This window comes from Streptomyces sp. NPDC090106 (assembly GCF_044747265.1).
GTDB lineage: Bacteria > Actinomycetota > Actinomycetes > Streptomycetales > Streptomycetaceae > Streptomyces.
In genome coordinates this window covers 228,347-252,566 of the sequence record NZ_JBIVDS010000006.1, presented here as the reverse complement: position 1 = coordinate 252,566, position 24,220 = coordinate 228,347, and the positions used below count along the sequence as shown (strand labels likewise).

Genomic DNA, 24,220 nt, shown 5'->3' with positions numbered 1-24,220 from the left:
GCATGAGCACGATCACGGAACTCACCGAGACGACCCTGCTGCGGTTCGCGACGGCCGGCTCGGTCGACGACGGCAAGTCCACCCTCGTCGGACGCCTGCTGCACGACTCCAAGTCGGTCCTGACCGACCAGCTGGAGGCCGTGGAGCGCGCCTCCGCCTCGCGCGGCCAAGAGGGCCCGGACCTCGCGCTGCTCACCGACGGCCTGCGGGCCGAGCGGGAGCAGGGCATCACCATCGACGTGGCGTACCGCTACTTCGCCACGGCCAGGCGGCGGTTCATCCTCGCCGACACGCCCGGTCACGTGCAGTACACCCGCAACATGGTGACGGGTGCCTCCACGGCCGAGCTGACGGTGATCCTCATCGACGCGCGCAACGGCGTCGTCGAGCAGACCCGCCGCCACGCGGCGCTCGCGGCGCTGCTGCGGGTGCCGCACGTGGTCCTCGCGGTGAACAAGATGGACCTGGTGGACTACCAGGAGTCCGTGTTCGCCGCCATCGCCGAGGAGTTCACGGCGTACGCGACCGAACTGGGTGTCCCGGAGATCACCGCGATCCCCATCTCGGCGCTCGCCGGCGACAACGTCGTGGAGCCGTCCGCGCACATGGACTGGTACGGCGGCCCGACGGTCCTGGAGCACCTGGAGACGGTTCCGGTCACCCACGACCTGAGCCACTGCCACGCGCGGCTGCCCGTGCAGTACGTGATCCGTCCGCAGACCGCCGAGCACCCGGACTACCGGGGCTACGCGGGCCAGATCGCCGCCGGTTCGTTCCGGGTCGGCGAGGCGGTGACGGTGCTGCCGTCGGGCCGTACGTCGAAGATCTCGGGCCTGGACGTGCTGGGCAAGCCGGTGGACGTGGCGTGGACGACGCAGTCGGTCACGGTCCTGCTGGAGGACGACATCGACATCTCGCGCGGTGACCTGCTCGTCCCGACGAAGGACGCGCCGGACACCACGCAGGACATCGAGGCGACCGTCTGCCACGTGGCCGACCAGGCGCTCACCGTCGGCCACCGGGTGCTGCTCAAGCACGGCACCCGGACGGTCAAGGCGCTCGTCAAGGACATCCCGTCCCGGCTCACGCTCGACGACCTGTCCCTGCATCCGCACCCGGGGCAGCTCGTCGCCAACGACATCGGCCGCGTGAAGATCCGCACCGCGGAGCCGCTGCCGGTGGACTCCTACGCGGACTCGCGCCGCACCGGTTCCTTCATCCTGATCGACCCGAACGACGGCACCACGCTCACCGCGGGCATGGTCGGCGAGTCGTTCGCGTCGCCCGAGCCCGTCAAGGACGAGTCCGAAGACGACGGTTGGGACTTCTGACAGATGAACCCGATGGATGTCTACTCCACGTTCGCCAAGGAGGGCGGCCGCGTCGGCAGCGGTGACCTCGGCAGCGGACAGGGCGGAGTCGCGCGATGTGCGCGATGACGTACGCGCACCGCCTGCGCGCCCTGTCCCCCCACCCGACGTCCCGGAAGCGACGAAAACCTGCCGACCTCCCGGCCACGACCTGAGAGACCGTGACCGCCGGGCCTCCGAGAGGAACACCTCCCGTGCCTGCAACAACCGCCTTCCGCCGCAGCCTCGCGGTGATCGCCGCGCTCCCTCTCCTGACCCTCGCCGCCTGCGGCTACGGGTCCGACGCCAAGGACGACGACTCCGCGAAGGTCGCCGCCGGGGCCCAGAAGATCGACGGGCTCGACTCCGTCAAGATCGGCTACTTCGGGAACCTGACCCACGGCACGGCGCTCGTGGCGAACCAGAAGGGCTTCTTCCAGAAGGAGCTGGGCGCCACGAAGGCCTCCTACGCGACCTTCAACGCCGGCCCGTCCGAGATCGAGGCGCTGAACTCCAAGTCGATCGACATCGGCTGGATCGGCCCCTCCCCGGCCATCAACGGCTACACCAAGTCCGACGGCAAGAACCTGAAGATCATCGGCGGTTCGGCGTCCGGCGGCGTGAAGCTCGTCGTCAACCCGGACAAGATCAAGTCGCTGAAGGACGTCAAGGGCAAGAAGATCGCGACCCCGCAGCTCGGCAACACGCAGGACGTGGCGCTGCTCAACTGGATCGCGGAGCAGGGCTGGAAGGTCGACGCGCAGAGCGGCAAGGGTGACGTCACCGTCGTCCGCACCGACAACAAGATCACCCCGGACGCCTACAAGGCCGGTTCCATCGACGGTGCCTGGGTGCCGGAGCCGACCGCGTCGAAGCTGGTCGCCGAGGGCGGCAAGGTGCTCCTCGACGAGTCGACGCTGTGGCCGGACAAGCAGTTCGTGATCACCAACATCATCGTGCGCCAGGACTTCCTCAAGGAGCACCCGAAGGCCGTCGAGGCGGTGCTGAAGGCCTCGGTCGAGGCCAACAAGTGGATCAACGCCAACCCCGACGAGGCGAAGGCCGCGGCCAACAAGCAGCTGGGCATCGACTCGGGCAAGGAGCTCCCGGCGGACGTCCTGGACCCGGCGTGGACGTCGATCCAGTTCACCAACGACCCGCTGGCGGCGACCCTCGACACCGAGGCGGCACACGCGGTCAAGGCCGGTCTGCTGGAGCAGCCGAACCTGAAGGACATCTACGACCTGACGGTTCTCAACAAGGTGCTCAAGGCGGCGGGCGAGAGCACGGTCAGCGCCGCCGGCCTCGGCACCGAGTGACGTAGACCCCGACGAGTTCCCAGGAGGTGACGACCATGGCCACGACCACAACGCTCGCCAAAGCCACCGCGTCGGTCGAGCACGCGGCACGGCTGGAGCATGTCTCGAAGTCCTTCGCGACGCCCGCGGGGCAGCAGCTCGTCCTGGACGACATCAGCATCGATGTCGCGCCGGGTGAGTTCGTCACCCTCCTGGGGGCCTCGGGCTGCGGCAAGTCCACGCTGCTGAACCTGGTGGCGGGCCTCGACCAGCCGAGCGCGGGCTCCATCACGACGGACGGCCGTCCGTCGCTGATGTTCCAGGAGCACGCCCTCTTCCCGTGGCTGACCGCGGGCAAGAACATCGAACTCGCCCTGAAACTCAGGGGGGTTCCCAAGCAGGACCGGCGCGACAAGGCCGAGGAGCTGCTCGAACTGGTGCGGCTCAAGGGCGCGCACGGCAAGCGGGTGCACGAACTGTCGGGCGGGATGCGCCAGCGCGCGGCACTGGCCCGCGCGCTCGCGCAGGAGAGCAAGCTGCTGCTGATGGACGAGCCGTTCTCCGCGCTCGACGCCATCACACGGGACGTGCTGCACGACGAACTGACCCGGATCTGGGAGGAGACGGGGCTGTCCGTCCTGTTCGTCACCCACAACGTGCGCGAGGCGGTGCGGCTCGCCCAGCGGGTGATCCTGCTGTCGTCGCGGCCGGGCCGTATCGCCCGGGAGTGGGAGGTCGGCATCCCGCAGCCGCGCCGGATCGAGGACGCGCCGGTCGCCGAACTGTCCCTCGAGATCACCGATGTACTGCGTGGGGAGATCCGCCGCCATGGCCAGCACTGACACGACACCGGCCCAGGACGCCGGGAGCGTGGAGGCCGGACTCGACGCGCTGGAGACGACCGACACCGGCCGTCCGACGTTCCGGCAGACCTTCGTCAACAAGATCCTCCCGCCGATCATCGCGATCGCGGTGCTGCTGGCGGTCTGGACCCTGCTGTACCCGATCGTCGACAACCCGTCCAAGCTGCCCTCGCCGGGCGCGGTGGGCAGCGCGTTCCAGGACGCCTGGCTCCGGGGCGATCTGCTCGGCTACATCTGGACGTCCGTCTCACGCGGTCTGCTCGGCTTCGTGATGGCGCTGGCGATCGGTACGCCGCTGGGTCTGCTGGTGGCGCGCGTGAAGTTCGTACGCGCGGCGATCGGCCCGATCCTGTCGGGTCTTCAGTCCCTGCCGTCGGTGGCGTGGGTGCCGCCCGCGGTGATCTGGCTGGGTCTGAACAACTCGATGATGTACGCGGTGATCCTGCTGGGCGCGGTCCCCTCGATCGCCAACGGTCTGGTGTCCGGCGTCGACCAGATCCCGCCGCTGTTCCTGCGGGCGGGCCGCACGATGGGCGCGACCGGCATCCGGGGCACCTGGCACGTCACCCTGCCCGCGGCGCTGCCCGGTTACGTGGCGGGCATGAAGCAGGGCTGGGCGTTCTCCTGGCGCTCGCTGATGGCCGCGGAGATCATCGCGCAGTTCCCCGATCTCGGGGTGGGGCTCGGCCAGTTGCTGGAGAACGCCCGTACGGCCAGCGACATGGCCATGGTGTTCGAGGCGATCCTGCTGATCCTGTTCGTCGGCATCGCGATCGACCTGCTCATCTTCAGCCCGCTGGAGCGGCGTGTGCTGCGCAGCCGGGGTCTGCTGGTGAAGGGATAGCAACCATCGTGCACAGGAAGCCCGTTCTCCTCGTCATCGCCCACGGCAGCCGTGATCCGCGGCATGCCACGACGGTGCAGGCCCTGGTCCGCCGGGTGCGCGCGCTGCGCCCCGACGTCCGGGTGGAGACGGGCTTCCTCGACTTCAACATCCCGTCCGTGCGGGGCGTGCTGGAGTCGCTGGCGGCGGAAGGCGTACGAGAGGTCGTCGCCCTGCCGCTGCTTCTCACGCGCGCGTTCCACGCCAAGGCGGACATCCCGGCGGTCCTGCGGGACGCCCCGCCGCGGCTGCGCGTGCGGCAGGCGGAGGTGCTGGGCCCGTCCCCGCTGCTGGTGTCGGCGCTGGAACGGCGCCTGTACGAGGCCGGGTTGACGCCCGGCGACAAGGCCTCGACCGGGGTCGTACTGGCCTCGGCGGGGTCCACGGACCCGGAGGCGATCGCGGTGATCGCGGACATCGCGCGGGAGTGGTGGCGCACCGGTTGGTGTGCCGTGCGGCCCGCGTTCGCCTCCGCAGCTCTGCCCCGCACCGAGGACGCGGTGCGGGAACTGCGCGCCCTGGGCTGCGAGAAGGTCGCGGTCGCGCCGTACGTCCTGGCCCCGGGCTTCCTCCCGGACCGCATCGCGCGGGGCGCCGCCGAGGCGGACGTCCTGGCCGAGGTGCTGGGCCCGGCCCCGGAGGTGGCCCGCCTCCTGATCGACCGCTACGAGACGGCCCGCCGCCCGGCACTGGCGGCCCTGGGCGCCTGAACCCCGCGGCCCCGGCCCCTCACAGCGCACGCCACCCGGCCTCCGCGATCCGGTCCGGCACACACGCCCGCCGCTCGGCTCCCGGCCCAGCCCGGAAAGCCCCCCACCCTGCCACACGACACGGCACGGCAGCGGCTGATCGCCGTCGCGCCTCCATCCGCCCCGTATCGGCTAGTCGAAGGACAGGCCTCCCGTGCGGGTGCGTTTGAGTTCGAAGAGGTCCGGGTCGGTGGCCAGGACGCGGAAGCTGTCGAAGAGGCGGGCGGCTCGGGGGCCGCGGGGGATCGCGCGGAGCACGGGGCCGAACCAGACGGTGCCGTCGACGTGGAGGGTGGGTGTGCCCACGTAGCCGCCGGACTCGGGCTCGGCGCCGGCCTCGTGGCTGCGGCGGACGGCGTCGTCGTACGCCGGGTCGTGCGCGGCGGCGGCCAGGTCGGCCGGGAGTCCGAGTTCGGCGAGGGACTCGGCGACGACCGTGTCGAAGTCCTCGGCGCGCCGCTCGTGGATGCGGGTGCCGAAGGCCGTGTACAGGTCGCGCAGCACCTTGTCGCCGTGCCGTTCGGCGGCGGCCACGGCGACGCGGACCGGGCCGATCGAGCGGTCGACGAGGTCGCGGTACCAGTCGGGCAGGTCGTTGCCGAGGTTGTGCAGGTAGAGGCTCATGGCGTGGAAGCGGAGGTCGATCGGGCGCTCGCGCTCGACCTCCAGCATCCAGCGGGAGGTGATCCAGGCGAAGGGGCAGGCGGGATCGAACCAGAAATCGACGCGCGTGGGTTCCTTGGTGTTCACGGACTCCACGCTAGGCGCCGATTGGCGCACGGCTCCGGTCCAATCAGGTGCCGTTTCACTGGGCCATTCACGTCACTGCGCGGCGGTCAGCTCCACCAGCTTGACGACGGTGTTCCAGTTGCGGGTGGTGGCGACCAGGCCCTTGTTCACGCGCGGCTTGGCGAGCTGTTCGGCGAGCTTGGAGCGGCCGAGGCCGTTCGGGGCGTAGAGGTAGAGCGCCCGGTCGCCGAGGCTGAACTCCTCCGGGAGGAAGGCGGGTTGGTCGATGCCCGCGAAGCGGTCCGCGTCGACGGGTGCGGAGAAGTAGGTGACGTGGAGCTGCCTGGCCTCCAGTTCGGCGGCCGGGTAGGGGCAGGCGTCGGCGACGGCGGCCAGATAGGCGTGGTCGCGGACGACGACGTCGACCGTGAACCCGAAGTGCTTCTCGACGGCCTCCGCCAGCTCGGCCGCCAGGGACTCCTCGTCGCCGTGGTCCGCGGTGAAGACGGCCTGGCCGCTCTGGAGGTAGGTGACCACACCGGTGAGACCGAGGTCCTCCAGGACCGTCCGCAGTTCCGCCATCGGGACCTTCTTGGCGCCGCCCACGTTGATCCCGCGCAGCAGCGCCGCATACGTCGTCATCATGGTCACACCATAGGACCGGCACCCACGCCGACCCGGTAGGTGTAAGGGACATGATCCTCGCCCGCTCATCCCCAGTGGGGAGGGAACAGGGGTACGAGGGGAGGACCCGGGGTCCTCCGGTTCACCGGGCAGTACGACGAGATGGCTTTATCCGCCGCCTACCTTCGAATCGAACGGTGGCGGCAGGGGGCCGGCACCACGGTCGAGGGGGCAAGCCCGGCATGGGGAACGGAGAAACGCGGGTACGGGGCCTGGCGGCCCGGGCCGGTGGCTGGAGCGCCCGGCACCGCTGGGCGGCCGTCGGCATCTGGGTGCTGTTCGTGGTCCTGGCCATGGGCCTCGGCGCGGCGGCGGGCCGGGTCGATGTCGACGAGTCCGAGGGCATCAAGGGCGAGACGCACACCGCCGCGACGATCATCAAGGACGCCGGCATCGAGGAACCGGCCGGTGAGACCGTCCTCGTCCAGGCGAAGGACGGCGACACGAAGGCCACGGACGCCGGGTTCCGGGCCGCGGTCGACGCGGTCGTGCGGGCGGTCGGGGCGACCGGTGAGGTCACCGACGTCACCTCGCCCTACGACACCGACACCGTCTCCGCGGACGGCCGCAGCGCGCTCGTGCAGTTCGACATGAAGGGCGACGCGGAGACCGCGGGCGAGCGGGTCGGGCCGGTGCTGGACGCCGTCGCGAAGGTGCAGAAGGACAACACGGCGCTGCGGATCGAGCAGATCGGCGGCGCCAGCATGCAGAAGACGTTCGACGACGCGTTCGGCGACGACTTCGAGAAGGCCGAGTACTCGGCCGTGCCCGTGGCCTTCGGCATCCTGCTCATCGCCTTCGGGGCGCTCGTCGCCGCGCTGCTGCCGGTGGCGCTCGCGCTCACCGCGATCATGGCGACGATGGGTCTGATGGGCATCATCAGCCATGTCATGCCGATGGGCGACGTCGCCAACTCGGTGATGCTGCTGGTGGGTCTGGCCGTCGGCGTGGACTACTGCCTGTTCTATCTGCGGCGTGAGCGCGAGGAGCGCGAGGCCGGACGGGACGCGCAGACCGCGCTGCGGATCGCCGCCGCGACCAGCGGCCGGGCGATCATCGTCTCCGGTGTCACGGTGTGCGTGGCGATGGCGGGCATGCTGTTCACCGGCATCGCGGACTTCAAGGCGATGGGCCTGGCCTCCCTGATGGTGGTGGCCGTGGCGATGGCCGGTTCCGTCACGGTGCTGCCCGCGCTGCTGTCGCTGCTGGGCGAGCGCGTCGAGAAGGGGCGCCTGCCGTTCCTGCGCAGGCGCCGCCGTGACGGCGGCGGGGAGAGCCGGCTGTGGACGGCCGTCCTCGGCCGGGTGCTGAAGCGGCCCGTCGTCTCGGTCGTCGTGGCCGCGGGTGTGCTGCTGGCGATCGCGGCGCCCGCGGTCGGCATGAAGACCCAGAACTTCACCCTGGACCAGGAGTTCGGCGACTCGCTGCCCATCGTGGCGACCTACGAGCGGGTCAACGACGCCTTCCCCGGCGGCTCCGAGCCGGCCGAGGTCATCGTCCGCGCCGACGACATCACCGCTCCGGCGGTCCAGGACGCGCTCGCGGAGTTCAAGGAGCGGGCGGTCTCCTCGGGCGCCTCGCGCGGCCCGGTCGACGTCAAGCTGCACGAGGCGCAGAACGTGGCCTTCGTCTACGTCCCGCTCGTCGGCGGCTCCGACCTCGACAGGGCGGGCGCCAGCCTGGACCTGCTGCGCGACGAGGTCCGCCCGGCGACCCTGGGGAAGGTGGCGGGACTCGAGGCGCCCATCACCGGACAGGTCGCCGGTTCCAAGGACTTCAACGACCAGCTGACCGGCGCGGTCGTCCCGGTCTTCGCGTTCGTCGTGGTCTTCGCGTTCCTGCTGATGCTGCTGTCGTTCCGCTCGCTGACGATCGCGGTCACCTCGATCGTGCTCAACCTGCTGTCGGTGGGGGCGGCCTACGGCATCCTCGTCGCCGTCTTCCAGCACGGCTGGGGCGCGTCCCTGGTGGGCGCGGAGGGCGTCGGCGCGATCATCTCCTGGCTGCCGCTGTTCCTCTTCGTGATCCTGTTCGGGCTGTCCATGGACTACCACGTGTTCGTGGTCTCCCGGATCCGCGAGGCCCGGCTCAAGGGCCGGACGACGCAGGACGCGATCCAGCACGGTGTGGTGACCACGGCCGGTGTCGTCACCAGCGCCGCGATCATCATGGTGGCCGTCTTCGCGATCTTCGGCACCCTGTCCATGCAGTCCATGAAGCAGATGGGCGTCGGCCTGGCCACGGCGGTGCTCGTCGACGCGACCATCATCCGGGGTGTGCTGCTCCCGGCCGTGATGGCCCTGCTGGGCGAGCGCAACTGGTACCTGCCGAAGTGGCTGGACCGGCTCCCGGACCTGACCCACGACGAGGCACCGGAGGCCATCGTCCACGAGGTGGAGGAGCAGCCGGTCCGCGTCTGACCGGGGCACGCCGCCTCACGAGCTGGGCCCGTCGGTCACGGGGGTACCGACGGGCCCTCGGCGTGTCCGGGGACGTTCAGCGCCGGTCGAGTTCCGCCTCGACGAGGTCGGCGGCGCGCCGGGTGCCGCCCTCCTCGGCCATCTGCGCCTGGACGGTCTTCAGGCGCTGGGCGACCTCGGGGTCGTCGACGAGGGCGAGGGCCGTGGCACGCAGGGCCGCGGCCGTGGCGTCCGGGGTGTCGAGGCGGTGGGCGACACCGAGCGCCTGGAGCATGTCGGCGTTGCCGAACTGGTCCACGGCCTGGGGCACGGCGATCATCGGGGTGGCGGTGGCGAGCCCCTCCTGGCTGCCGCCCGCGCCCGCGTGGGTGACGAACAGGTCGGCCTGCCGCAGGATCGCCAACTGCGGTACCCAGTCGTGGACCTCGACGTTCGCCGGCAGGTCCCCCAGGTCGGCGGCGGTGACATGGCGGCCGGCCTGGAGCACCAGATGCCAGCCGGTCAGATCGCCGAAGGCCCGCACGCACTCCCGGTAGAAGGCGGGCTGCCGGGTGAACGCCGATCCCAGCGAGACGAGCACGACCTTGTCGGCCCCGGCGGGGCGCCGCCACTCCCCCTCGCCCGCCCGGTCGCCCTGGCAGGCGCCGACGAACCGGTACACGCGCTCGTCCACCCGGTCCGCGTGCGGCTGGAGCGCCCGGGGGATCAGGACGATCGACCGGTCGGGGCGTCCGGCGAACGGGTCGGGGTGCAGGTCGATCCCGTTCTCGGTGAGCCAGTCCTGGAAGCGGGCGTAGTACGCCTGTCCCCGCTCGGTCCGCTTCGGCTCCGCCCACATCGGCTCGGCCACCTCCTGTTCGTACCCCTCCCAGGCGACGAGGTTCGGCGACAGCGAGATCGCGGGCACGCCCCAGCGGTGGGCGAGGACGCGCGCCGGGTAGGAGGTGATGTCGTGCAGGACGAGGTCGGGTGTGTCGCCGTCGTAGGCCTCGATCAGCTGGGGCAGCGCCTGGATCGCGTCGGCGAGGAACGGCTCGACGTTGTCCAGCAGGGTGCTGCCCCACGCCTCCGGGTCGGCGTCGGGGCCGGGCAGCGTGGAGTTCCACGGCCGGGGTTCGGCGCCGGTCGCGGCGACCTTCTCCGCGAACGCGGGCGGGATCGCGTACGTCACCCGGTGGCCGCGCGCGACGAGTTCGCGGATGACTTCGAGGCTCGGATTCACATGGCCGTGGGCGGCGATGGAGAACATGGCGATGTGGGCGGGTGCGGTCATGTCACCGAGGCTAGGCGAGACGAGACGTCTCGTCCAACCAATTGACGGGCCCCCGCGCACCGGGCTTCCCGGCACCAGACCTCCCGGCACCGGCCCCTCCCGCGCGGGGTGGCCTCCCGGCACCCCCGCGCCCGTCACCGCTGATCCGTCACCGCTGATAGCGCGCGAGGACCAGATTGCCGTCCTCCTCCAGGCGCCGGCGCAGCTCGTCGAGGCCGATCGCGCCGCTGTAGTACTCCTGGAAGGCCGGGGTGGCGACCTTGTCCTTCCACTCGGGGTAGCCGCGCACGGACTGGGCGGGTGCCGAACGCAGCCCGGCGGCGAGGGCGGTGCCGGTGGCCCAGCCGTTCTCGGTGGTGTGCAGGGCGGGGTCGGCGAGGGCCTCGGTGCCGGTGGGGAGCATCCAGTCGCCGAGGGCGAGCCGGACCGTGTTCGCGGGCCGGAGCAGGAAGTCGACGAACCGGGCCGCCTCCTTCTTGTGGGGGCTGTCCTCGGCGACGGACAGGGTCTGCGGGCTGACGCCCTGGCTGAGGCCGTCGGCTCCGGCCGGGGCGGGCAGCACCTGCCAGTCGAAGCCCTTCGGCGCCTGCTGTGCGATCTGCTGGCGGTAGGAGAAGCCGAGCGGGACCATCGCGTACCTGCCGCCGAAGAACCCGGGCAGGGTATCCGAGCCGCCGCTGCCGAGGGTGGTGGGCGAGGCGCTGCGGTCGGTGTTCGCCTGGTCGTGGATGGTGCGGGGCACGACCGCGTCGCCCTCCTCGAAGCGGACCGCGACCTTGCCGTCGGCGCCCCGGTGGAAGAGCCGCCCGCCCGCCGACAGGGAGAGGTTGAGGGTGGCCGAGACGGGGTCCTTCAGCGGCCAGGCCACGCCGTACTTCCCGTCGCCGCTCAACTCCGCGGTGACGCGCCGGAACTCGTCCCAGGTCCAGGGCGCGTCCGGGGTCGGGATCCGCACCCGCGACTCCTTCAGCCACGCGGCGTTGGCGACCAGCACGCGCGGCTCCTGGAGGAAGGGCACGCCGTAGATCCCGTCGCCGAAGGTCACCGTGTCCCAACTGCGCTGCGGGATGTCCGCCTTGAGGCGCTGGGGCAGCAGGTCGGTCAGGTCGGCGAGATAGCCGCCGTACGCGAAGTCGGCGAGGTCGTCGGAGGCGTCGTGGATGACGTCCGGGGCCTCGCCGCCCTCGAAGGAGGTCAGGAGCTGGTCGTGGACGCTGTCCCAACTGCCCTGCACGTACTCGACCTTGACGTCCGGATGCGTGGCGTTCCACTCCTCGACGAGTTCCCTGTTCGCCTCGACGGACTGCTCCTGCCAGGCCAGGGACTGGAAGCGGAGGGTGACCGTGCCGCCGTCGCTCCCGCCACCCGGGCCGGTGCAGGCGGCGAGGAGGAACAGCAGGACGAGGACCGCCCTCGCGCGGGTCGGGCGCATCAGCTCTTCACCGCCCCGGCGAGCATGCCGCTGGTGATGCGGCGCTGGATGAGGGCGAAGACGACCAGGGAGGGCAGGGTCGCGAGGAACGCGGCGGCGGCCAGCGGCCCCAGGTCGGCGACGCCCTCGGCGCCGATGAAGTGGGTGAGGACGACCGGCAGGGTCTGCTTCTCCGGGGTCTTCAGCAGGACCAGCGCGAAGAAGAACTCGTTCCACGCGGTGATGAACGCGAACAGGGCCGTCGCCACGATCCCCGGCGCCAGCAGCGGCGCCGTCACCGACACCAGCGTCCGCAGCCTGCCCGCGCCGTCCACGGCCGCCGCCTCCTCCAACTCCGTGGGCACGGCCCGCACATAGCCGACGAGCATCCACAGCGCGAACGGCAGCGCCCACACCACGTACACCAGCACCAGGCCGGTCAGCGAGTTCACCAGCCGCAGGTTCTTCAGCACCAGGAACAGCGGGATGATCACCAGCACCAGCGGGAATGCCTGGCTGACCACCACCCAGCCGGTCGCCGCCCGCGCGAGCAGGGTGCGGCGCCGGGCCATGACGTAGGCCAGCGGGGTCGCGACCAGGACGGCGATCAGGGCGGCGGCGAGCGCGGCGAGCAGGGAGTTGCCGGCGGCGCGCAGCAGGGGCTGTTCGTCGAAGGCCTGCCGGAAGTTGCCGAGGGTGGGGTCCTCGGGGATCCAGGAGGGATGCGGACTGCCCAGTTCCCGGGGCGACTTGAAGGCGGTGGAGACGAGCCACAGGAACGGGAAGGCGAGGAAGAGGAGATAGGCGAGCAGGGCGGCGTACTGTCCCGCGCGGCCGGCCGGTCCGGTTCTCATACCCGGTCACCTCCTCCCCTCAGCCGGCCCGCGAGGAACACGGCGAGCAGGACCGAGATCACGGCGACCAGCACGCAGCCCATGGCCGCCGCGTAGCCGAACTGGCCGTAGCGGAAGGCCTCCTCGTAGGCGAACAGCATCGGCAGGCGGGTGCGTCCGCCGGGGCCGCCGCCGGTCAGGACGTAGACCAGGGCGAAGGAGTTGACGTTCCAGATCAGGTTGAGCGCGACCATGGCGAGGGCGACCGGGCGCAGCGCGGGCCAGGTGACCGTGCGGAAGCGCCGCCAGGCCCCGGCCCCGTCGACCGCCGCCGCCTCGTGGAGTTCGCGCGGGGTGTTCTGGAGCCCGGCGAGGAGGGCGACCGTGGTGGTCGGCATCCCGGCCCAGACGCCGACCAGGATCACCGCGGGCAGGGCGGTGGACAGGCCGCTCAGCCAGTCGTGGCCGTCGCCGAGACCGAGGCCGCGCAGGGTCTCGTTGAGGACGCCCGCGTCCGGGTTGTAGACGAGCCGCCACATCACCCCGACGACGACCTCGGGCATCGCCCACGGGATGATCGCCAGCGCGCGGGCCAGCCAGCGCAGCCGAAGGTCCGCGTCGAGCAGCAGGGCGAGGCCGAGCGCGAGGAGGAACTGCGGGACAGTCACGCCGAGCGCCCAGACCAGGCCGATGCGGAACGACTCCCAGAACAGGGTGTCGTGGAGCAGGTCCTGGAAGTTGAGGCCGCCGATCCACCGGGTGGCGCGGGTGCGACCGGACTGGGCGTCGGTGAACGCCAGCAGGATGCCGTAGAGCAGCGGGCCGACGCTCAGGACCAGGACGGGGATCAGGGCGGGCAGCACCAGGAACCAGGCGCCGCGGTCCCCGGGCCGTCGTCCTCCGGCGGGTCGTCCCGCGCGCCGTGTCGACCGCTCCGTCGCGGTCAGCGATGTCACGTGATCGGCTCCTCCGCACGGTTCGTGACGCTCCGAGGCCAGCACACCTTGGTCATGGTCGTGACGGGCGCGGACGTCGTCAAGGCACCGCACACATCCCCCGACCTGTGCGAATGCGAGACTGGCCGGGGTTGGCGCGAACTCGACGCAAGCGGGCGAGCCGCGGGTCGGCGACAGGGAGGCGGACGATGGACGAGGCACGGGCGCGGGACGTACTGGCCGCGGCGGGGGTGCTCCCGGGGCCGGTGGACGGGGCCCGGCTGCTCGCCCTGGGCGAGAACGCGGTGTTCGCCGCCGACGGGCTGGTGGTGAAGGTGGGCCGGGACGCCGAGCTGCTGGAGCGGGCGCGCCGGGAGCTGGACATCGCGGCGTGGCTCGCCGAGGCGGGTGTCCCGGCGGTACGGGCCGCGCGGGAGGAGCCGCTGCTCGTGGAGGGGCATCCGGTGACGGTGTGGCACCGGCTGCCCGACGCCGTGCGGCCCGCCGAGCCCCGCGATCTGGCCGAACTGCTACGGGTGGTCCACGCGCTGCCCTCCCCCTCCTTCACGCTGCCGCCGCGTGAGCTGCTCGGCGGGGTGGAGCGCTGGCTGCGGCTCGCGGGCGAGGCGATCGACCCGGCGGACGCGGCGTATCTGCGCGAGCGGCGGGACGGTTTCGCGGCAGCGGCGGCGGCCCTCGTCCCCCAGCTGCCGCCCGGTCCGATCCACGGGGACGCGCTGCCCCGCAATGTGCATGTCGGCCCCGACGGTCCGGTCCTGGTCGACCTGGAGACCTTCTCGGCCGATCTGCGCGAGCACGACCTGGTGGTGATGGCCCTGTCGCACGACCGCTACGGGCTGCCGGACGGGGCGTACGACTCCTTCACCGACACCTACGGCTGGGACGTGCGCGCCTGGGAGGGCTGCTCGGTGCTGCGGGGCGCCCGGGAGACCGCGAGCTGCGCCTGGGTTGCCCAGCACGCGCCGGGCAACCCGGGGGCGCTGGCGGAGTTCCGGCGGCGGGTGGCCTCGCTCAGGGACGGCGACGAGACCGTGCGCTGGTACCCGTTCTGAGGCGGGCCGTGTCCCGGGCGGCGGCCCGGGTCACACGGTTTCGTCGGCCGTGAGCTCCCGCAGCGGCCACGCGGGGTCCACCACGGCGTCGGCGTCGCCCTTGCGGCGCAGGAAGTCCTGGAAGTCCGCCGCCCACTCGGCGTACCACTCGATCTGGCGACGGTGCAGCGCCGCCGGGCCGAGGGCCGCGACCTTGGGGTGGCGGTCGGCTATCGCGCCGGCGAGGCGGGCCGCGGCCACGGCGTCGGCACAGGCGTCGTGCGCGGAGTCGAGCGGGACGCCGTACTCGCCGCAGACGGCTTCGAGGTTGCGTTTGCCGCGGCGGTAGCGGTCGACGGCGCGGTCGATGGTGTAGGGGTCGACGACCGGGGCCGGGTCCTGGCCGCCGAGGCGGTCGCGCAGGGACGGCAGGCCGTGGCGGCGCAGCTCGGCGGTGAGGAGGGTGAGGTCGAAGGTCGCGTTGTAGGCGACGACCGGGACGCCCGTCCTCCAGTAGCCGGTGAGGACGTCCGCGATGGCGTCCGCGACCTCGTCGGCCGGGCGGCCCTCGGCGTTCGCGCGTTCGTTGCTGATCCCGTGGACCGCGACCGCGTCGGCCGGGATCTCCACGCCCGGATCGGCGAGCCACTCGCGGTGCCCCATGACCTCGCCGGCTCTGACCTCGATCACGGCGCCCGTGACGATGCGCGCCTCGCGCGGGTCGGTCCCCGTCGTCTCCAGGTCGAAGCCGATCAGCAGCTCCTGGTGCCAGCCCATGGGCGGCCCCCCTTCTTGGTGGTGCTTTCCCCCAGTGGTCTCCACCTTCCCATGGGCCACTGACAATCAGATGACCGCGTTCCGCTTGCCCGGTCCGGCGCGGGGGAGCGTTCCGGTGCCGTCGGGGGATTTCAGGACACCGGTCGCGAATCCACCCAGGTCGTCTCGAACTCCTCGCGGTAGGTCGGGAACAGCCCGCTCTCGTCCAGCTCGCCCGGCTTGACCACTTTGGTCCCGTTGCGCAGCACCAGCACCGGCGCCTCCATGCCCCGCGAGCGACGCAGGTACGACTGCACGACGGCGACCCCGTCGGTGCCGTCGCCGTCGACGAGGTAGGCGGTGAAGCGCGGGGTGTCGTCGTAGACCTGGATCTCGAAGGCGCCGGGGTCGCGCAGCCGGGAGCGGACGCGGCGCATGTGCAGGATGTTCATCTCGACCGAGCGGCTCAACTCGCCGCGCTTCATGCCCAGTTCCCGCTCGCGCCGCTTGACCGCGCTGGAGGCCGGGTTCAGGAACAGCAGCCGCACCCGGCAGCCCGCCTCGGCCAGGCGGACCAGCCGGCGGCCGGAGAAGTTCTGCACGAGGAGGTTGAGGCCGATGCCGACCGCGTCGAGCCGGCGGGCGCCGCCGAAGATGTCCTCCGCGGGGAACTGGCGCAGCAGCCGCACCCGGTCGGGGTGGACGGCGACCACGTCCGCGTACCGGTCGCCGACGAGGTCCTCCACGGCGTCCACGGGCAGCCGTCGCGCGGAGGGTACGTCACCGGCGGAGCCGAGGACCTCCAGGAGGCGTGCGGCGGCCCGCTCCGCCTGGTTCAGGACGGCCTCGGACAGGGCCCGGTTGCGGGAGACGACATTGCGGGTCACCTCCAGCTCGTCCAGGGCGAGTTCGACGTCCCGGCGGTCGTCGACGTACGGCTCGAAGCAGGGCCAGTGCTGCACCATCAGCTCGCGCAGCTGCGGCAACGTCAGGAAACTGAGGACGTTGTCGTCGGCGGGGTCGAGCAAGTAGCCCTTGCGGCGGCTGACTTCGCGTACGGCGACCGCGCGCTGCACCCACTCCTGTCCGGCGGGTCCCGCCGCCGCGACCACCCAGTCGTCGCCGTGGACGGGTTCGTAGATGGGACGCAGAACAGCGGCCACGACCGCGCGCAGCCGCTGTTCGACGAGGTTCAGCCAGATGTAGGCCCGGCCGGCCCGCTGGGCGCGCGTACGCACCTCACGCCAGGCCTCGGCGTCCCAGTCCAGCTCCGGCCCGATGGAACCGGCGCCCATGGGCCGGGCCAGGGACACCGTGCCGGGCGGGACGTCTGTGGAGTTCCCCTCGTGACCCTCGTCACCAGGGGGCAGCTCCAGCCCTCCCGAGCCCACCCAAGCACCGCCTTCCGCTCCCCCGAGCACTCCCCGTCCCAACGATCAAGGAAGGGTACTCCGGGAGCGGTGGGCGGTGCAGCCGGATGGACAGGTCGTTTCTCAACTACCGCTGTTCCAGTTGCCGTTCTGACCGGCGAGTGCGGCGGGAGTGAGCGGATTCATAGCGGTGACGTCGCGCGGGGCGATGGAGAAGCCCTGCCAGTGCACCGGCATGGGCTGCTGGTCCTCGTCCCGGGCGATGTGGTGGAAGCCGATGTTCATCCACACGACGGGCTGAGTGAGGGTCTGTCCGTTGACGAACTTGTCGACCGAACTGCCCGTCCCCGCACCGCATCCGGGCTGGTTCTCGCTCGCGTACTGCTCGCACTTCCTGTACTGGGTGAAGTACACGTCGTGCTTGGTGAAGGCGCGCCCCGCGTACTTGCTGCTGGGCCCGGGGACCAGTTCGTAGGAACGGGGGTGTCCGTCCTTGTTCTTGCCCGCCGAACTCACCACGCGCCACCACCGCATGTTCTTGTTGTCGCCCGCGAGTTCCTTGGTGACGGTGGTGCGGGTGGTCTTGGTGGTCGGGCCGTTGCCCGCGCCGGCCGGTGCGCTGACCTTCGAGTCGTACTGCTCGACCTTCGCCTTGGAGGAGCCGTCGAGCGCGAAGTCGAGCTTCCAGAAGACGTTGTGGCTGTGGCTGTCCGCCTTGGCCGCGGCACCCTTGCCTATCGGCCAGCTGCGGCCGTCGCCGGCGTCGTAGTCGTAGGGCGAGAGGCTGCCGGTCGCGCCGACGTTCATGTGGATCGTGCCGTCGTCCTGGAAGCGCCACTCGGTGATGTACTCGTACCAGTCGACCTTGTTGACGCTGTAGACGAGCAGGTCCTTGCCCTGCGCCTGGTAGACCTTGTTGTCCTGGTAGGCGTTGTACAGGCGGTAGGCGTGGCCCCGCGCGCGGGTCGTGGTGCACAGGCCCTTGATGCTGCCGTTCTCGTAGTACGAGGGCTCGGGCACCTTGACGGTCTTGATGGTGCCGCCGGGGCATTCCCCGGCGTTGAGGTTCATCAGACCGTTGCCGAAGTCGTAGCGCGTCAGGTCGTTGTACTCGCTGCGGCCGTCGTCGTAGGGCACGTGGATCTGGGCGAGCTTGGCGCTGTTGAGGACCTTGATGGGCTTGGTCTCGCCGGGCGGCTGGTAGGAGATGTCCTCCAGGACGATCCCGGCCTTGCTCTCGAAGCGCCAGCACATCCGCCAGGTGGTGCCGGAGGCGAGCTTCTGCTCGACCCGGTAGGCGGCGCTGCAGTCGGGTGCCGCGGCGGCAGGGGCGGCCTTCGGCTGTGCGGTGGCCGGGCCCGCGCCGGTGGTCAGGCCGGCGGCCAGCGCGGCGACGGCGAGGACCACGGCCGACCGCTTGCGGGCAGGGCTGAGTCTCGGCAGCCGGAAGCCGCCGGTCGCACTCTGTTCACGCATGAAGAGGTGACTCCCTAACAGGAGAGAGAAGCGGAATGGATGGCGGTGGCAGCTCAGCCGCGGTCGATCGCGACGACCTTGCGGGCGCTCAGGTCGATGACCAGGTCCCGGGTGTCGATCCACGGCCCGTTGCGGACCTTCGGCGACAGCGTCGCGCAGCGGTGCTCGCCGCAGACGGCGAGGGCGGCGGGCCTGATCCCCGGGTCCGCCTTGAAGATCATGCTGTTGAGCTGGAGCTGGCCGGGCGAGGTGAGCGCCTGGTCGGTGGCGTCCCGGTAGTCGCCCTTGAGGCCCGCGGCGAGCGGGGAGGCGAGCAGCAGCCGGGCCGCCTCGGTCTCCTCGGCCTCGCTGAGCGGCGGCTGCACCCCGTGGTTCGTGGTCGTCGCCTCGACCTTGCCGGTGTCGAGGTTGACGGTCCGGGTGACGAGGGTGTCGTCCTTGTAGTCGTAGTACGTCACGTCCGCGCGCCGGGGCGCGTCCGCGGCGTCGAGTTCGTCGGCCTCCGGCGCGCCGAGCTGGATGTCGAGGCGCTGCGGGCCCCGGTCGCCCTCGACGTTCTCACCGGCGTTGAACAGCTGCCGGTTCAGGGCGAGTTCGGCGACCCGTTCCCGCTCGTCGTCGGTGAGCGGGTCCCGGCCGGTGCCCTTCTCGCCCTCGGCGGGGGCCTGTTCGACGACCCCGGGGGCGGCGGCTCCGGCCTGCCCCTGTCCCTCCCCCTGGCCTTGTCGTCCCGCTCCGGCGACGGCCCGGCCGTCGGCCGTGGCCGCCCCGTTCTCGTCCGCCCCTGCCGTCCCCGGCAGGGTGATGCCGACCATCACGGCGGTGGCGGCCACCGCGATGCCCGCACCCGCCATCACCTTGCCCAGATGGCGGTGCACTGTCTCGCGCACGTTTCCCCCTACCCCCCTTGGTCAAAGGGAGTATGTGTCTGCCCCACAGGTCGCTCGGTAAGAGGGACGTAAGTCGTAGGAGGTTCCATCACTTTCGGGGAGACTCGGGGCCAAGGCGCCCCGACGGCGGCAGCGAGCTGAAAGAGTCGAGTCCATGCAGGTCTGGCCTGGAGAGGCATATCCGCTCGGCGCCACGTACGACGGCGCCGGGACCAACTTCGCGGTCTTCACCGAGGCCGCGCACCGAGTCGAGCTGTGTCTGCTGCAGGACGACGGCTCGGAGACAGCGGTGGAGCTGCGGGAGAGCGACGCGTTCGTGCGGCACGCGTATCTGCCCGGGGTGATGCCGGGGCAGCGCTACGGCTTCCGGGTGCACGGCCCGTACGCCCCCGAGCGCGGGCTGCGCTGCAACTCGGCGAAGCTGCTCCTCGATCCTTACGCGCGCGCCATCAGCGGCTCGGTGGGCTGGGGCGAGGAGGTGTACGGCTACCACTTCGACGCCCCGGAACGGCGCAACGACCTGGACTCCGCCCCGCACACCATGTCCTCGGTGGTGGTGAACCCCTACTTCGACTGGGGCGACGACCGCCGCCCGCGCACCCCGTACCACCACACGGTCCTGTACGAGGCGCACGTCAAGGGCCTGACCATGCGTCACCCCGGGCTGCCGGAGGAGCTGCGCGGCACGTACGCGGCGCTCGCGCACCCGGCGATCATCGAACACCTGGTCGACATGGGGGTGACGGCCCTGGAACTGATGCCGGTGCACCAGTTCGTGAACGACCACCGGCTGGTCGACATGGGCCTGAACAACTACTGGGGCTACAACACGATCGGCTTCTTCGCCCCGCACAACGCGTACGCGTCCTGGGGCGACCGGGGCCAGCAGGTCCTGGAGTTCAAGTCGGCGGTGCGCGCGCTGCACGAGGCGGGCATCGAGGTGATCCTGGACGTGGTCTACAACCACACGGCCGAGGGCAACCACCTGGGTCCCACGCTGTCGTTCCGGGGCCTGGACAACCCGTCGTACTACCGGCTGACGGACGACAAGCGGCACTACATGGACACCACCGGCACCGGGAACTCGCTGCTGATGCGGTCCCCGCACGTGCTGCAACTGATCATGGACTCGCTGCGCTACTGGGTCACCGACATGCATGTCGACGGGTTCCGCTTCGACCTCGCGGCCACGCTCGCCCGGCAGTTCCACGAGGTGGACCGGCTGTCGTCGTTCTTCGACCTGGTCCAGCAGGACCCGGTGGTCTCCCAGGTGAAGCTGATCGCGGAGCCGTGGGACGTCGGCGAGGGCGGCTACCAGGTGGGCAACTTCCCGCCGATGTGGACGGAGTGGAACGGCAAGTACCGCGACACGGTGCGGGACCTGTGGCGCGGTGAGCGGCGCGCGCTCGCCGAGTTCGCGTCCCGGCTGACCGGCTCCTCCGACCTGTACCAGGACGACGGCCGCCGTCCGCTGGCCTCGATCAACTTCGTGACCTGCCACGACGGCTTCACCCTGCACGACCTGGTCGCCTACAACGACAAGCACAACCACGCCAACGGCGAGGACAACCGGGACGGCGAGAGCCACAACCGGTCCTGGAACTGCGGTGTCGAGGGCGACACCGACGACCCGGACGTCCTGTCGCTGCGGCAGCGGCAGATGCGCAACTTCGTCGCCACGCTGATGCTGTCCCAGGGCGTGCCGATGCTCAGCCACGGCGACGAGTTCGCCCGCACCCAGCGCGGCAACAACAACGCCTACTGCCAGGACAGCGAGGTGGCCTGGGTGCGCTGGCCCGAGGACGGCGAGGAGGTCTTCGGCGATCTGGCGGCCTTCACGCGCGCGATGGTGTGGCTGCGCCGGGACCACGCGGTCTTCCGGCGCCGCCGCTTCTTCCACGGCCGCCCGGTGGAGGGCACCCACGACGAGCTCTCCGACATCGCCTGGTTCACCCCCGAGGGCGAGGAGATGACCCAGCGGGACTGGGACCGGGCCCAGGCGTCGGCGCTGTCGGTGTTCCTCAACGGCAACGCGATCTCGGAGCCGGGCTCGCGCGGCGAGCGCATCGGCGACGACTCGTTCCTGCTGATGTTCAACGCCTCCCCCCGGACCCTCGACTTCGTCGTGCCCGTCAACCACGGCCGCCAGTGGCAGATCGTCGTGGACACCGCCCGCCCGGACACGGTCGCGGCGGACGGCGGGCCCAAGGTGCGGGCCGGGGACCGGCTGACCCTGGTGGACCGGAGCATGACGGTGCTGCAACGCCCCGTCTGAGCCATCCCCCGGGGCCTTCGCGGCGGGGCGATGACACGAAAGCCGGCCGGGCGGGTACGTAGGTCTGCATGACACCTGCGCGACTCGACCCGGCCGTCCCGACGGCGACCTACCGGTTGCAGCTCCAGCCCGAGTTCGACTTCGCCGCCGCGGCGGCGGCCGTGCCGTACCTGGCCGGGCTCGGCGTCTCGCATCTGCATCTGTCCCCCGTCCTGGAGTCCGTGCCGGGCTCGGCGCACGGCTACGACGTCGTGGACCACGCGCGTGTGCGCGGCGAGCTGGGCGGGGAGGAGGGGCTGCGGGCATTGGCGCGGACCGCGCGGGAGCACGGGCTGGGGCTCGTGGTGGACATCGTGCCGAACCACATGGCGATGGTGCCCCGGCACAACCGCGCCCTGTGGGAGGTGCTGCGGGAGGGCCCGAAGTCGCCGTACGCGCGCTGGTTCGACATCGACTGGGAGGCGGGCGGCGGGCAGCTGCTGCTGCCGGTGCTCGGGGGGCCGCTGGGCGGGGAGCTGGAGCGGCTGAGGGTCGACGGGGACGTCCTGCGCTACCACGAGCACGCGTTCCCGCTCCGGGAGGGCACCGAGGAGCTGCCGCTGCCCCGGCTGCTGGACGCGCAGTGGTACCGCCCGGCCTGGTGGCGGCTGGCCCGCACCGAGCTGAACTACCGGCGGTTCTTCAGCATCTCGGAGCTGATCGCGGTACGGGTCGAGGACCCCGAGGTGTTCGAGGCGACGCACGCCAAGATCCTCCAGCTGGTCCGCGAGGGCGTCGTCGACGGACTGCGGATCGACCATCCCGACGGACTCGCCGACCCGGACGCGTATCTGCTGCGGCTGCACGAGGCGACCGGCGGGCGCTGGACGGTCGTGGAGAAGATCCTCGCCGACGGCGAGCACCTGCCCGCGTCCTGGCCGGTCGCCGGGACCACCGGGTACGACGCCCTGCGGCACGTCGACGGGGTGTTCACCGACCCCGCCGGGTCCGGGGAACTGCTCGGCCAGTACCGGCGGTTCGCGGCCCCGCAGACCGACCGGGGCGGGCAGTGGGAGGCGACGGTGCGGCGGGCGGCATACAAGGTGCTGACGCACGAGCTGGCCGCCGAGACCGAGCGGCTGACCCGGCTCACGGCCCGGATCTGCGCCGCGTCCCCGGAGCCCGCCCTGCGCGACCGCGCGCCCTGGGCGCTGCGCACCGCGCTGACCGAGCTGCTGGTGCGCGTGGAGGTCTACCGGCCCTACACCTCCACGGACGCCGCGTCGGTCGTCACCGAGGAGGCCGCCGCCGAGGCCCGGCAGGCGTTCACGGTGCCCGAGGAGGCCGGCGCGGTCGACGTCGTACGGGATCTGGTGCTGGGGCGGGCGGGTGAGGGGGCCGCCGGGGAGGAGTTCCGGGCGCGGTTCGCGCAGCTGTCGTCGGCGCTGCGCGCGAAGTCCGTGGAGGACACGGCGTTCTACCGGTACGTGCCGCTGCTGTCGGCGACCGAGGTGGGCGGGGACCCGGGGGCTCCGGCGGTGTCGGTGGAGGACTTCCACGCGTACTGCGCGCGCGTGCAGCGCGACTGGCCGGCGACCGGCACCGTCGTCTCGACGCACGACACCAAGCGCAGCGCGGACGTACGGGCCGCTCTGGCCGTCCTCACCGAGTGCCCGCAGCGGTGGGCTCAGGTGCTGGCGGAGGTGACCCGCGCGGGCGACGACGGGGTGCCGGACGCCCAACTGGCATGGGCGGCCTGGCAGACGGTGTTCGGGCTCGGCCCCGCGGACCCGGCGCGGGTGCGCGAGGCGCTGCTGAAGCATGTGCGCGAGGCAGGTCTGTACACGAGCTGGACGGAGCAGGAGCCGCCGTACGAGGAAGCAGTGGCCGCGTTCGTCGCGGCGGGGCCGTGCGGGGTGCCGGGCGAGCGGGTGGCCGCCTTCCGGGCGGCGCTGGAGCCCGCCGTCCGGGCGAATCTGCTGGGCATCGCTCTGGTGCAGCTCACGATGCCGGGCGTGCCGGACGTGTACCAGGGCACGGAGGCCGAGTACCGGGCGCTGGTGGACCCGGACAACCGGCGGCCCGCCGCCTTCCCCCCGGCGCGGCCCGGTGAGAAGGGCGCGCTGACCGGGGCGGCGCTGCGGCTGCGCGCGCGGCGCCCTCAGGTGTTCGGCGACGCGGCGACGTACGAGCCGCTGGCCGCGGAGGGCCCGGCGGCGGCGCACTGTCTGGCGTTCGCGCGCTCCGGGGAGACCGTCACGGCGGTCACCCGGCTGTCGCTGCGGCTGGCGGAGGCGGGCGGCTGGGACGAGACGGTGCTCGTGCTGCCGCCGGGGCGCTGGGCCGATGTGCTCACCCCGGGGCGGGAGTTCACGGGGCACACGCGCGTGGCGGAACTCTTCGAGGCGCTGCCCGTGGGGCTGCTGGAGCGGATCGGCTGACGGGCGACCGGGGCGACACCGTGCTCGTGCCGCCGCCCGGCCGACGCGCTCACCCCAAGACGGGAATTCACGGGGCACGCGCACGTGGCGGAACTCTTCCAGACACTGCCCGTGGGGCTGCTGGAACGGGTCGACTGACAGGCGACCGGGGCGACACGGCACTCGGTCCACCGCCGGGGCGCTGGGCCGGTCTAGTCACCCCAGGAAGGGAGTTCACGGGGCACACGCGCGTGGCGAAACCCTTCAAGGCGCTGCCTGCGCGGCGGCTGACGGACGACCGGGGCGACACGGTCCTCGTACCGCCGCCCGGCCGACGCGCTCACCCCGGGGCGGGAGTTCACCGGGCACGCGCGCGTGGCGGAACTCTTCGAGGCGCTGCCCGTGGGGCTGCTGGAGCGGGTCGGCTGACGGGCGCGCGCGACCGCGCGGAGCGCCGTCCGGGACCCGGCACTCCGGCTGGCACCCACGGGCCTTCCTGCTGGCGGTAAATGCCTCTGGGCGCCCCCTGGAGCCTCCCCCGTTGTGTCCTTGACACGGCTCGCGGGCCGTGGGGT

Annotated in this window: 19 protein-coding genes; 9 read left to right on the top strand and 10 right to left on the bottom strand. The window is 71.8% G+C overall.

Features of this window, described 5'->3' with window-relative positions; all coding sequences use genetic code 11:
- Positions 1 to 2 precede the first annotated feature (2 nt).
- The 5 genes from ACIPSE_RS21265 to ACIPSE_RS21245 all read left to right on the top strand — a co-directional run bounded on the left by ACIPSE_RS21265 (position 3) and on the right by ACIPSE_RS21245 (position 5,103).
- Complete coding sequence (locus tag ACIPSE_RS21265; RefSeq protein ID WP_401664645.1) at positions 3 to 1,331, top strand: sulfate adenylyltransferase subunit 1; 1,329 nt, start codon at positions 3 to 5, stop codon at positions 1,329 to 1,331.
- Between the two features lie 233 nt (positions 1,332 to 1,564).
- Positions 1,565 to 2,668, top strand: coding sequence for an aliphatic sulfonate ABC transporter substrate-binding protein (locus ACIPSE_RS21260; protein WP_401664644.1), 1,104 nt, complete (start codon positions 1,565 to 1,567; stop codon positions 2,666 to 2,668).
- A gap of 35 nt (positions 2,669 to 2,703) precedes the next feature.
- The gene (locus ACIPSE_RS21255; protein ID WP_401664643.1) at positions 2,704 to 3,489 is read left to right on the top strand and encodes an ABC transporter ATP-binding protein; all 786 of its coding nucleotides are present in this window, start codon (positions 2,704 to 2,706) and stop codon (positions 3,487 to 3,489) included.
- The gene (locus tag ACIPSE_RS21250; protein ID WP_401664642.1) at positions 3,476 to 4,354 is read left to right on the top strand and encodes an ABC transporter permease; all 879 of its coding nucleotides are present in this window, start codon (positions 3,476 to 3,478) and stop codon (positions 4,352 to 4,354) included. The genes ACIPSE_RS21255 and ACIPSE_RS21250 overlap by 14 nt, the downstream gene beginning before the upstream one ends.
- Positions 4,355 to 4,362: 8 nt before the next feature.
- Positions 4,363 to 5,103, top strand: a complete 741-nt coding sequence (locus ACIPSE_RS21245; RefSeq protein ID WP_401664641.1) for a sirohydrochlorin chelatase — start codon at positions 4,363 to 4,365, stop codon at positions 5,101 to 5,103.
- A gap of 171 nt (positions 5,104 to 5,274) precedes the next feature.
- On the opposite strand, the gene ACIPSE_RS21240 is transcribed toward ACIPSE_RS21245, so the two are convergent.
- Positions 5,275 to 5,892 carry a DsbA family protein gene (locus ACIPSE_RS21240; protein WP_401664640.1) on the bottom strand — a complete coding sequence of 206 codons (618 nt, stop codon included), beginning with the start codon at positions 5,890 to 5,892 and terminating at the stop codon, positions 5,275 to 5,277.
- 72 nt (positions 5,893 to 5,964) lie between these two features.
- Positions 5,965 to 6,516 carry a DUF1697 domain-containing protein gene (locus ACIPSE_RS21235; protein ID WP_401664639.1) on the bottom strand — a complete coding sequence of 184 codons (552 nt, stop codon included), beginning with the start codon at positions 6,514 to 6,516 and terminating at the stop codon, positions 5,965 to 5,967.
- Between the two features lie 221 nt (positions 6,517 to 6,737).
- On the opposite strand from ACIPSE_RS21235, the gene ACIPSE_RS21230 reads away from it, so the two are divergent.
- A complete protein-coding gene (locus ACIPSE_RS21230) occupies positions 6,738 to 8,975 on the top strand; it encodes an MMPL family transporter (RefSeq protein ID WP_401664638.1) in 2,238 nt (745 codons plus the stop codon).
- Positions 8,976 to 9,051: 76 nt separating this feature from the next.
- On the opposite strand, the gene mgt is transcribed toward ACIPSE_RS21230, so the two are convergent.
- The 4 genes from mgt to ACIPSE_RS21210 all read right to left on the bottom strand — a co-directional run bounded on the left by mgt (position 9,052) and on the right by ACIPSE_RS21210 (position 13,448).
- Entirely contained in the window at positions 9,052 to 10,248 is a 1,197-nt protein-coding gene (gene mgt, locus ACIPSE_RS21225) for a macrolide-inactivating glycosyltransferase (protein ID WP_401664637.1), read from the bottom strand.
- A gap of 148 nt (positions 10,249 to 10,396) precedes the next feature.
- A complete protein-coding gene (locus ACIPSE_RS21220) occupies positions 10,397 to 11,680 on the bottom strand; it encodes an ABC transporter substrate-binding protein (protein WP_401664636.1) in 1,284 nt (427 codons plus the stop codon).
- The gene (locus ACIPSE_RS21215) at positions 11,680 to 12,513 is read right to left on the bottom strand and encodes a carbohydrate ABC transporter permease (protein WP_401664635.1); all 834 of its coding nucleotides are present in this window, start codon (positions 12,511 to 12,513) and stop codon (positions 11,680 to 11,682) included. Before ACIPSE_RS21215 ends, ACIPSE_RS21220 begins: the two co-directional genes overlap by 1 nt.
- Positions 12,510 to 13,448, bottom strand: a complete 939-nt coding sequence (locus ACIPSE_RS21210) for a carbohydrate ABC transporter permease (RefSeq protein WP_401664634.1) — start codon at positions 13,446 to 13,448, stop codon at positions 12,510 to 12,512. Before ACIPSE_RS21210 ends, ACIPSE_RS21215 begins: the two co-directional genes overlap by 4 nt.
- Positions 13,449 to 13,636: 188 nt before the next feature.
- Between ACIPSE_RS21210 and ACIPSE_RS21205 the strand changes: the two genes are divergently transcribed.
- Entirely contained in the window at positions 13,637 to 14,500 is an 864-nt protein-coding gene (locus tag ACIPSE_RS21205; RefSeq protein ID WP_401664633.1) for a phosphotransferase enzyme family protein, read from the top strand.
- A gap of 30 nt (positions 14,501 to 14,530) precedes the next feature.
- Here the strand turns inward: ACIPSE_RS21205 and ACIPSE_RS21200 are convergent, their stop codons facing one another.
- The 4 genes from ACIPSE_RS21200 to ACIPSE_RS21185 form a co-directional block, all read right to left on the bottom strand.
- Positions 14,531 to 15,256 (bottom strand): 3'-5' exonuclease, encoded by a 726-nt coding sequence (locus ACIPSE_RS21200; RefSeq protein WP_401664632.1) that lies wholly within the window; start codon positions 15,254 to 15,256, stop codon positions 14,531 to 14,533.
- A 131-nt stretch (positions 15,257 to 15,387) separates the two neighbouring features.
- On the bottom strand, positions 15,388 to 16,626 hold the full coding sequence (locus ACIPSE_RS21195; RefSeq protein WP_401664631.1) for an SAV2148 family HEPN domain-containing protein: 1,239 nt from the start codon (positions 16,624 to 16,626) through the stop codon (positions 15,388 to 15,390).
- Between the two features lie 102 nt (positions 16,627 to 16,728).
- Positions 16,729 to 18,081: a copper amine oxidase gene (locus ACIPSE_RS21190; RefSeq protein WP_401664630.1), complete on the bottom strand. Its 1,353-nt coding sequence runs from the start codon at positions 18,079 to 18,081 to the stop codon at positions 16,729 to 16,731.
- A gap of 53 nt (positions 18,082 to 18,134) precedes the next feature.
- The gene (locus tag ACIPSE_RS21185) at positions 18,135 to 18,971 is read right to left on the bottom strand and encodes a Tat pathway signal sequence domain protein (RefSeq protein ID WP_401664629.1); all 837 of its coding nucleotides are present in this window, start codon (positions 18,969 to 18,971) and stop codon (positions 18,135 to 18,137) included.
- Positions 18,972 to 19,125: 154 nt separating this feature from the next.
- Here ACIPSE_RS21185 and glgX point away from each other — a divergent pair, with 154 nt between their 5' ends.
- Complete coding sequence (gene glgX / locus ACIPSE_RS21180) at positions 19,126 to 21,246, top strand: glycogen debranching protein GlgX (protein WP_401664628.1); 2,121 nt, start codon at positions 19,126 to 19,128, stop codon at positions 21,244 to 21,246.
- A 68-nt stretch (positions 21,247 to 21,314) separates the two neighbouring features.
- A complete protein-coding gene (treY, locus tag ACIPSE_RS21175; protein ID WP_401664627.1) occupies positions 21,315 to 23,666 on the top strand; it encodes a malto-oligosyltrehalose synthase in 2,352 nt (783 codons plus the stop codon).
- Positions 23,667 to 24,220: the final 554 nt, after the last annotated feature.

Excerpts from the sequence above, each read along its gene's own strand:
- ACIPSE_RS21265 (WP_401664645.1), top strand. The coding sequence starts at position 3 with ATGAGCACGATCACGGAACTCACCGAGACGACCCTGCTGCGGTTCGCG.
- ACIPSE_RS21255 (WP_401664643.1), top strand. The coding sequence starts at position 2,704 with ATGGCCACGACCACAACGCTCGCCAAAGCCACCGCGTCGGTCGAGCAC.
- ACIPSE_RS21250 (WP_401664642.1), top strand. The coding sequence starts at position 3,476 with ATGGCCAGCACTGACACGACACCGGCCCAGGACGCCGGGAGCGTGGAG.
- ACIPSE_RS21235 (WP_401664639.1), bottom strand. The coding sequence starts at position 6,516 with ATGATGACGACGTATGCGGCGCTGCTGCGCGGGATCAACGTGGGCGGC.
- ACIPSE_RS21230 (WP_401664638.1), top strand. The coding sequence starts at position 6,738 with ATGGGGAACGGAGAAACGCGGGTACGGGGCCTGGCGGCCCGGGCCGGT.
- mgt (WP_401664637.1), bottom strand. The coding sequence starts at position 10,248 with ATGACCGCACCCGCCCACATCGCCATGTTCTCCATCGCCGCCCACGGC.
- ACIPSE_RS21220 (WP_401664636.1), bottom strand. The coding sequence starts at position 11,680 with ATGCGCCCGACCCGCGCGAGGGCGGTCCTCGTCCTGCTGTTCCTCCTC.
- ACIPSE_RS21215 (WP_401664635.1), bottom strand. The coding sequence starts at position 12,513 with ATGAGAACCGGACCGGCCGGCCGCGCGGGACAGTACGCCGCCCTGCTC.
- ACIPSE_RS21205 (WP_401664633.1), top strand. The coding sequence starts at position 13,637 with ATGGACGAGGCACGGGCGCGGGACGTACTGGCCGCGGCGGGGGTGCTC.
- ACIPSE_RS21200 (WP_401664632.1), bottom strand. The coding sequence starts at position 15,256 with ATGGGCTGGCACCAGGAGCTGCTGATCGGCTTCGACCTGGAGACGACG.
- ACIPSE_RS21190 (WP_401664630.1), bottom strand. The coding sequence starts at position 18,081 with ATGCGTGAACAGAGTGCGACCGGCGGCTTCCGGCTGCCGAGACTCAGC.
- glgX (WP_401664628.1), top strand. The coding sequence starts at position 19,126 with ATGCAGGTCTGGCCTGGAGAGGCATATCCGCTCGGCGCCACGTACGAC.
- treY (WP_401664627.1), top strand. The coding sequence starts at position 21,315 with ATGACACCTGCGCGACTCGACCCGGCCGTCCCGACGGCGACCTACCGG.